The sequence below is a fragment of the Buchnera aphidicola (Aphis glycines) genome (assembly GCF_001280225.1).
Classification (GTDB): Bacteria; Pseudomonadota; Gammaproteobacteria; order Enterobacterales; family Enterobacteriaceae; genus Buchnera; species Buchnera aphidicola_E.
In genome coordinates this window covers 1-7,639 of the sequence record NZ_CP009254.1, presented here as the reverse complement: position 1 = coordinate 7,639, position 7,639 = coordinate 1, and the positions used below count along the sequence as shown (strand labels likewise).

The window sequence follows — 7,639 nt, the reverse complement described above, 5'->3', positions numbered from 1 at the left end:
GTCTCCCTTGCTTATGAAATTCTTATTGTGTAAATTTATTTTTTAATATTTGTTTTTCAAAAAATGAGAAAAATTATGAATTCACAAGTTATTATTTTTGATACTACATTACGTGATGGGGAACAAGCGTTACAAGCAAGTTTAAGTGTAAAACAGAAATTACAAATTGCACTATCTTTGGAAAATACAGGTATAGATATTATTGAAGTTGGTTTTCCTGTATCCTCTCCAGGGGATTTTAAATCTATACAAGAAATATCGAAACAAATTAAAAATAGTAAAATATGTAGTTTAGCTCGTTGTGTTGATAAAGATATTGATATTGCAGCAGAAGCAATGTCTAAATCAGATATTTTTCGTATACACATTTTCTTAGCAACTTCAATATTACATATGGAATCAAAATTAAATAAAAATTTTAATGAAATTATAGATATGGCAGTTTCTTCTGTTAAAAGAGCGTTACGTTATACAGATGATGTTGAGTTTTCTTGTGAAGATGCTAGTAGAACTACAATAGATAACTTATGTAAAATTGTTGAAAAATTAATAGATGCTGGTGCAAAAACAATTAATATACCAGATACAGTAGGATATACAGTTCCTAACGAAATATCTTTAATTATTAAAAAATTATTTCAACGCGTACCCAATATTGATAAATCTATTATTTCAGTGCATTGTCATAATGATTTAGGCATGGCGGTAGGAAATTCAATATCTGCTATAGAAGCAGGTGCTAGACAAATAGAGGGAACCATCAATGGTATTGGAGAGAGAGCTGGAAATACAGCATTAGAAGAAGTGATTATGGCAATTAAAGTGAGACAAGACATTTTAAAAGTATCCACTAAAATTAAACATAAAGAGATATATCGTACTAGTAAAATAATTAGTCAAATTTGTAATATGCCTATCCCCCCTAATAAAGCAATAGTTGGAAGTAATGCATTTGCGCATTCTTCTGGAATTCATCAAGATGGTGTGCTAAAAAATAGAAAAAATTACGAAATTATGGAGCCCAGTAGTATAGGTTTAAAGGAAGTTAAATTAAATTTAACATCTAGGTCAGGAAGAGCTGCTGTTAAACATCATATGACAGAAATGGGTTATAAAGAAACAGATTATAATATAAATGAATTATATACACAATTTCTCAAATTAGCAGATAAAAAGGGACAAGTTTTTGATTACGATTTAGAAGCATTAGCATTTTTTAATACACAACAAGATGAATTAGAATATTTTTCATTGTCTTTTTTTAGTGTTCAATCTATTTCTAATGGTTTATCTACTGCTTCAGTTAAATTATTATGCGGAAAAAATACATTTACAGAATCTGCTACAACACCCAATGGACCAGTTGATGCAATTTATCAAGCTTTAAATAGAATTACACATTTTCCCATAATTTTACAAAAATATCAGTTAACAGCCAAGGGGAAGGGTAAAGATGCATTAGGTCAAGTTAATATCTTAGTTGAATATAAAAAAAGAAAATTTCATGGTGTAGGTTTAGCTACTGACATTATAGAATCTTCAGCTCAGGCTATGGTGAATGTTTTAAATACTATATGGAAAGTTAATCAAGTCAATAAAAAACTAAAAATTTTAAAAAACAAATAATTGAATTTACTTGTTTTATTTAATTTATAAACTGGAGAAATATTTAATATGAAAAAAAAATTTCGCATCGCAATTTTACCAGGTGATGGTATAGGTCCTGAGATTATGCAAGAAGCTTACAAAATTTTAAATGTATTAAAAAAGTATTTTTCTTTATCTTTGATCACAGATGAATTTGATGTTGGTGGTATAGCTATTGATAAACACGGAGTAGCTTTACCTTCACAAACAATATCAGGATGTGAAAATTCTGATGCAATTTTATTTGGTGCAGTTGGAGGTAGTAAATGGAATTTTTTACCATCTGCATTACAACCTGAAAGAGCAGCTTTATTACCTTTGAGAAAACATTTTAATCTATTTTCTAATTTAAGACCAGCTAAATTATATTCAGAATTGAAAGATTTATCTCCTCTTCGTCATGAAATTGTAAATACTGGTTTTGATATATTGTGTGTTAGGGAATTGATTGGTGGTATTTATTTTGGAAAAGAAAAAGGAAGATTAGTTGATATTAAAAATAATACATACGCTTTTGATACAGAAATTTATTATGATTTTGAAATTCGACGAATTGCTAATTTGGCTTTTCAAATTGCTCGTTCAAGAAAGAAAAAAGTTTGCTCAATTGATAAAGCTAATGTCCTTGAAAGTTCCTTTTTTTGGAGAGAAATAGTAGACGAAGTTTCTAAAAACTATCCTGATATTGAATTATCTCATTTATACATTGATAATGCTTCTATGCAACTTATTAAAAATCCAAATCAGTTCGATGTTCTGCTTTGTTCGAATCTTTTTGGAGATATTCTATCTGATGAATGTGCGATGATTACTGGTTCAATTGGTATGCTTCCGTCTGCTAGTTTAAATGAAAAAAATTTCGGTTTATATGAACCAGCGGGGGGGTCTGCTCCTGATATTCAGGGTCTCAACATTGCTAATCCGATAGCTCAAATACTTTCTGTTTCCATGTTAGTAAGATATAGTATGCATTTACCTGAAATAGCAAATAAAATTGATTTATCTGTTCATCGTGCTTTATTAGAAGGATATAGAACAATAGATATATCAAATGGTACAAATTATATTAAAACTACTGAGATGGGTGATGTTATTACTAAATTTTTGATAGATGGAAGATGAAAATGAAAAAAACTTTATATGAAAAAATATATAATTCTCATATTGTACATCAAGAAGAAGAGAATATATCTCTTTTGTATATAGATTTACATTTATTGCATGAAGTTACGTCTCCTCAAGCTTTTGATGCATTACGTGAAAAAAATCGATTTGTTCGTCAGCCTAAAAAAACATTTGCTACAATGGACCATAATGTTTCAACAATAAGTAAAGATATTAATGCTTCTGGACCTATGGCCAAAATACAAATGGATAAATTAGTTAAAAATTGTAATGAATTTAACATATCATTATATGATTTAAATCACCTAAGTCAAGGAATCGTACATGTGATAGGTCCTGAAAACGGAATGACTTTACCCGGCACCACAATAGTATGCGGCGATTCTCATACATCAACTCATGGAGCATTTGGTGCATTAGCTTTTGGAATCGGGACTTCAGAAGTTGAACATGTTCTTGCCACACAAACATTAAAACAAAAACGTTTTAAAAATATGAAGATTGAAATAATTGGAAAAGCTAGCAATTTTATTACATCAAAAGATATCATTTTGTTTATTATTGGGCAAATAGGAACTTCTGGTGGTTCTGGTTATGTAATTGAATTTTGTGGGAATGTAATTAAAAATATGTCTATGGAAGCGCGTATGACAATTTGTAATATGGCTGTTGAAATGGGTGCTAAATCTGCATTAATTGCTCCTGACGAAGTAACATATTTATATTTAAAAGGAAAATTATATTCACCTTATAGTGCATCTTGGCAAGATGCAGTGAATTATTGGAAAACATTAAAAACAGATGAAGGTGCTATTTTTGACAAAGAATTAGTTTTTGATATTACTGATTTATCTCCTCAAATCACTTGGGGGACAAGCCCAGATCAAGTTTTATCAATAAATCAACCAATACCAGATTATAAATCTTTTGATGATCCTATCAAAAAAAATTTAACTATATCTGCATGTAATTATATGAATTTAAAACCAGGGATGTTTTTAACAGATATTAAAATTGATAAAGTTTTTATTGGGTCTTGTACAAATTCTCGTATAGAAGATTTAAGAGCAGCGGCTAAGATATTAAAAAACAAAAAAATCGCAGATCATATAAAAGCTATTGTTGTTCCCGGATCAGGATTAGTTAAAAGTGAATCTGAAAAAGAAGGTTTAGACAGAATTTTTATTAATGCAGGGTTTGAATGGAGGCTACCTGGATGTTCAATGTGTCTAGGTATGAATGATGATAAATTGAATAATGGTGAACGTTGTGCTTCTACTAGTAATAGAAATTTTGAAGGACGTCAAGGGAGAGGGGGGAGAACACATTTAGTAAGTCCTATAATGGCAGCGGCAGCGGCTATACATGGAAAATTTTTCGATATAAGAAATTTAAAATAATGAGATTAATTTAAAATGTTTAAATCTACTAAATATGAAGGTACTGTTGTGCCTTTAAATATATCTAATATAGATACAGATGTAATCATTCCTAAGCAATTTTTACAAAAAGTAAATAAAATTGGTTTTGGTCAATATTTATTTCATGACTGGAGATATCTTGATAAAAATCAATCTAATGTTAATCCTGATTTTATTTTAAATAAAAAAATTTATGAAAATGCTAGTATTTTATTAACACAAGATAATTTTGGTTGTGGGTCATCAAGAGAACATGCTGTTTGGGCGTTGTTAGATTACGGTTTTAAAGTGATAATTGCTCCCAGTTTTTCTGATATTTTTTATAATAATAGTTTTAACAATAAACTTTTATTAATTATTCTTAAAAAAATAGAAGTTAATTATTTATTTGATTTATTTAATAAAAGTCAAAATATTATATTAAGTATTGATTTGTTAGCAAATAAAATAAATTATAAACATAAAAGTTTTTTGTTTAATTTAAACAGTTCTCAACGTTTTTATTTATTAAACAATTTAGATAATATAGATTTGACTATGAAACTTCATGATAAGATTAAATTTTATGAAAATAAAATACCTTCTTTTTACTTAAAAAGAAAAATATTTAATTCTTAAAAATTTTAAATAGCGAATTTAAAAAATTTCGCTATTTTTTTTCATGTTATATATTATTTTTTTTTATGTTTAAAAAAATGTTATTTTGCATTTATTGCTTAGAAAGCATTTATTAAAAAAAATAATATGCATTTATGGTATTTAAAAAAAAAAAATATTAATTTTTTTAATATAAGAAATATATAAAATAAGTTTTTTTGAAATATTTTAGAAAAATTGAGTAAATGTAATGATTTATTATGGATGGAATATAGATTTACATATTAAATGTAATAGATAAGTTATTTAATTTTATCAGAATATGTATTGTTTGCTATTTTTCGTAAATAATAATAGCTAATATTGACTTGTTTTTTTAAACCACTAGGGCCCATTTTTGTTAATTCACTAATAGAATATTTTCCTACTAAAGCGCGTAGAATTCTTTGTCTTGCTTCTTTTTCATCTAAAGCTATTAAACGTTGTGCATTTTTTTTCTTTTTATAAAAAGTATGTTTAGATATTCTATATTTAAAAATATTTTTTATATGTGTTTCTTTTGATTTTGTTTTTGCTTCAGAAATTGTAATAGGTTTTAATCCCTTAGTGATAAGATTTTTATTAATCCATCCTAATTGTTGTTTTTTAGCATTAACTAATTGTTTTTCAGAAACATCAAAAAGCATAAAAAAAAGTGGTGTAAGTGTTATCATTTTGGGCATATAATTACCTAATACTTTATCCCATATTTTTTTGCAAGTAACAAAACCCATGGGTTCCATAAAATGTGTTATTAACCTAGAAGCTCGCGTAATTGATTTGTTACCTGCTTTTGATATTGTAGATAACCCACATTCATCAGATAACTGTTCTACTGATGCTTGTACTAATTCTGATGAAATGTTAAAATGATATAGCATAGCTAAAACCATAGCTCGCATAGCACAGGCTCGATGCTCGTTTAATCTTCTTATTCGTTTTATTGGAATGCCTGTTCTAATGTTTCTAAGTTGAATAATATAGTTTAACTCGCATCTTGCTACATCTATTTCTGATGCTTTTTTCATAGCAAAACAAATAAATGATGGACGACGTTTATCATTTTTTGGGGGTGTAAAAAATGGATTTTTATTGTTTATATAATTTTTTCTAAATGACATAATATAATTTTTTTAAAAAGTGTTGTAAAATGTTGTGTTGTTAAATGATGTAATTTTTAAAATTATGCCTGTTTTTGACGATATATATTTAACATAAATTAAAAACTTTTTCAATATAATTTTAAAAAATTTCTATATAATTAAAAAAACAAAAGTTTTTCTTGATTATATAGAAATTTTTTTCAATATAATATGTATATATTAAATATACTTTTTACATAAGTTTTTAGGAATAAAAATGGAAAAATTTATTGAAAAATCGATATATGCTTCTCGTTGGTTAATGTTTCCTGTATATGTCGGTTTATCCTTTGGATTTATTTTATTAACGTTAAAGTTTTTTCAACAAATAGTTTTTATTTTACCAGATATTTTAGCGATGTCAGAGTCTGGTTTAGTTCTAGTAGTATTATCTTTAATTGATATTGCATTAGTAGGGGGGCTTTTAGTTATGGTAATGTTTTCAGGGTATGAAAATTTCATCTCTAAAATGGACATCGAAGATAATCAAAAAAGATTAGGTTGGATGGGTACTATGGATGTTAATTCAATTAAAAATAAAGTTGCTTCATCAATAGTTGCAATATCATCTGTACATTTATTGCGTCTTTTTATGGAAGCAGAAAGAATTTTAGATAATAAAATTATGTTGTGTGTAGTTATTCATTTAACATTTGTTTTATCAGCTTTTGGAATGGCATATATTGATAAAATGAGCAAAAAAATAAAACATTAAATTAAAATTTTTTAGTCGCTTATTTAAAGTTATTTGAAAGCATTTTAAATTTATGTTATAAGTTTATAATTGTATTTTAGTTATAAATAAATTATCTAACTAATCATTTTATTTGAATATGTTTTTTAAAAAATATATTTTATGTTTAAGTGTATTAATTTAGTGTCTAGAAAAAATTATATATGTAATTTAAAACCGGTATTTAATCCTCCTAAAAATGAGAAAAAAAGATCTAATTTTATTAAATATGCAATGCGAAAGGCATCAGGAATGGATGTTGCGAGAAATATATTAAATTATACTTTACTAGCAATAAACCCCAAAACTGGTAATATTTTTCCTCGATTTAGAAGATTAAACGAACATCGAGCCTGTGCTATGCGAGCTATGGTTTTAGCTATGTTGTATCATTACAATATAGAATCTCATGTAGTAGAAGCTTCAATTGAAAAATTGTCAGATCAATGCGGTTTATCTACAATATCAAAAGCGGGTAATAAATCAATTACACGTGCTTCTAGATTAATCAGTCATTTTTTAGAACCCATGGGGTTTATAAAATGTAAAAAAGAAAAAACTAGATTTCATAGCAACTATATACCAAAAAAAATATTTTTAACTCCAATTTTTTTTATGTTATTACATGTTTCTAAATCCAAAATAAATGAATATTTATTTGAATATAAAAAAAATTCTAAAGTTTTAAAAATTATCGAAAAAAAAATATTTATTTCATTTTCAGATATAAAAGTTATTCTCAAATTAGATGAAAAATCTGCTAAAAATAAAATTCTAAATGCTTTAATTAATTTTTATACAGCAAGTGAATTAACACAAATTGGTCCTCAAGGTCTCAAAAAAAAAATAAATATTGAATATAATAACATACGTGATTTATATACAAATATTAAAAAATAAATTTACACAATAAGAATTTCATAAGCAAGGGAGAC

The 7,639-nt window shown here is 26.4% G+C and carries 7 protein-coding genes; 6 read left to right on the top strand and 1 reads right to left on the bottom strand.

Annotated features, from left to right (window positions below; translation table 11 throughout):
• Positions 1-75 precede the first annotated feature (75 nt).
• Genes leuA through leuD form a run of 4 tightly spaced genes read left to right on the top strand, consistent with a single transcriptional unit; the run spans position 76 to position 4,811 of the window.
• A complete protein-coding gene (gene leuA, locus IX46_RS03075) occupies positions 76-1,626 on the top strand; it encodes a 2-isopropylmalate synthase (protein WP_053940560.1) in 1,551 nt (516 codons plus the stop codon).
• 48 nt (positions 1,627-1,674) lie between these two features.
• Positions 1,675-2,769 (top strand): 3-isopropylmalate dehydrogenase, encoded by a 1,095-nt coding sequence (leuB, locus tag IX46_RS03070; protein ID WP_053940559.1) that lies wholly within the window; start codon positions 1,675-1,677, stop codon positions 2,767-2,769.
• 2 nt (positions 2,770-2,771) lie between these two features.
• On the top strand, positions 2,772-4,172 hold the full coding sequence (gene leuC / locus IX46_RS03065) for a 3-isopropylmalate dehydratase large subunit (protein WP_053940558.1): 1,401 nt from the start codon (positions 2,772-2,774) through the stop codon (positions 4,170-4,172).
• A 15-nt stretch (positions 4,173-4,187) separates the two neighbouring features.
• The gene (gene leuD, locus IX46_RS03060) at positions 4,188-4,811 is read left to right on the top strand and encodes a 3-isopropylmalate dehydratase small subunit (protein WP_053940557.1); all 624 of its coding nucleotides are present in this window, start codon (positions 4,188-4,190) and stop codon (positions 4,809-4,811) included.
• A 281-nt stretch (positions 4,812-5,092) separates the two neighbouring features.
• Here leuD and repA (IX46_RS03055) read toward each other — a convergent pair whose 3' ends face one another.
• On the bottom strand, positions 5,093-5,950 hold the full coding sequence (gene repA, locus IX46_RS03055) for a plasmid replication initiator RepA (protein ID WP_053940556.1): 858 nt from the start codon (positions 5,948-5,950) through the stop codon (positions 5,093-5,095).
• Positions 5,951-6,188: 238 nt separating this feature from the next.
• On the opposite strand from repA (IX46_RS03055), the gene IX46_RS03050 reads away from it, so the two are divergent.
• Positions 6,189-6,686 carry a TIGR00645 family protein gene (locus tag IX46_RS03050; RefSeq protein WP_053940555.1) on the top strand — a complete coding sequence of 166 codons (498 nt, stop codon included), beginning with the start codon at positions 6,189-6,191 and terminating at the stop codon, positions 6,684-6,686.
• 162 nt (positions 6,687-6,848) lie between these two features.
• Entirely contained in the window at positions 6,849-7,604 is a 756-nt protein-coding gene (gene repA, locus IX46_RS03045; protein ID WP_053940554.1) for a plasmid replication initiator RepA, read from the top strand.
• The last annotated feature ends 35 nt before the right edge of the window (positions 7,605-7,639 follow it).

Excerpts from the sequence above, each read along its gene's own strand:
- IX46_RS03050 (WP_053940555.1), top strand. The coding sequence starts at position 6,189 with ATGGAAAAATTTATTGAAAAATCGATATATGCTTCTCGTTGGTTAATG.
- leuB (WP_053940559.1), top strand. The coding sequence starts at position 1,675 with ATGAAAAAAAAATTTCGCATCGCAATTTTACCAGGTGATGGTATAGGT.
- repA (WP_053940556.1), bottom strand. The coding sequence starts at position 5,950 with ATGTCATTTAGAAAAAATTATATAAACAATAAAAATCCATTTTTTACA.
- leuD (WP_053940557.1), top strand. The coding sequence starts at position 4,188 with ATGTTTAAATCTACTAAATATGAAGGTACTGTTGTGCCTTTAAATATA.
- leuA (WP_053940560.1), top strand. The coding sequence starts at position 76 with ATGAATTCACAAGTTATTATTTTTGATACTACATTACGTGATGGGGAA.
- leuC (WP_053940558.1), top strand. The coding sequence starts at position 2,772 with ATGAAAAAAACTTTATATGAAAAAATATATAATTCTCATATTGTACAT.